The sequence below is a fragment of the Kitasatospora arboriphila genome, assembly GCF_039528095.1.
Classification (GTDB): domain Bacteria; phylum Actinomycetota; class Actinomycetes; order Streptomycetales; family Streptomycetaceae; genus Kitasatospora; species Kitasatospora arboriphila.
In genome coordinates this window covers 1-637 of sequence record NZ_BAAALD010000270.1, presented here as the reverse complement: position 1 = coordinate 637, position 637 = coordinate 1, and the positions used below count along the sequence as shown (strand labels likewise).

The 637-nt window shown below is 58.1% G+C and carries 1 protein-coding gene; it reads left to right on the top strand.

Annotated elements, in window-relative coordinates; genetic code table 11:
• Positions 1 to 637: hypothetical protein (locus tag ABD353_RS39900; protein ID WP_344628599.1), on the top strand; the 637-nt coding region annotated here is incomplete at both ends.

Below are 637 nucleotides of genomic sequence, written 5' to 3'. Positions count from 1 at the left end.
CCCCTGCATCTGTTTACAGATGAGTCCAGACTGGACCGCCGCCTGCAGGGACTCGGCCTGGGTAGCTGGATCACGCAGCAGTTTGTTCTCTGGGCCAGAGGCCTTCCGCCAGCAACCCTGGTTTTGCCGATTGAAATTTCCCGGGTTGATGAAGAAAACGAAGAAAACAAGATCCGGAGGGACAGGCTGTGGCACGCAATGGGTTTCCGGTTCCCGGCGGGGGAAACCAGCTCAATGCCGCTGCGGGCAGACGAACTGCAGTTGCCACGGGGCAGGTGCTCAACGCTCCGGGTGGAGCCCCTGGTATCCGCGGTACGCCGGCTGGAAGACTGTTATCGCGGGCTGCAGGAAAAAATCGTGCAGCTCGAAGGCAAAAAACGGTCGCAAAAACAGTTAATTACTTCACTTAAGAATCGTCCATTTTATCATCTGTTGCACAGGAAAGAGGGCCAGCTCCCGGACGAGAAATGTCACGCCCTGCCGCTGCGGGCAGAAAAACTGTCTCTGCCGCAGAGCGGGGATTCAGACCTGGAGGTGGCGCAACGGGCAACCGGGGTCATCCGGCTGGCTACCCTGTGTGCTCAGTCGCAGAAAAGAATCCTGGAGCTGGAAAGGGAGCTTGCCTCGCAAAGTGAGG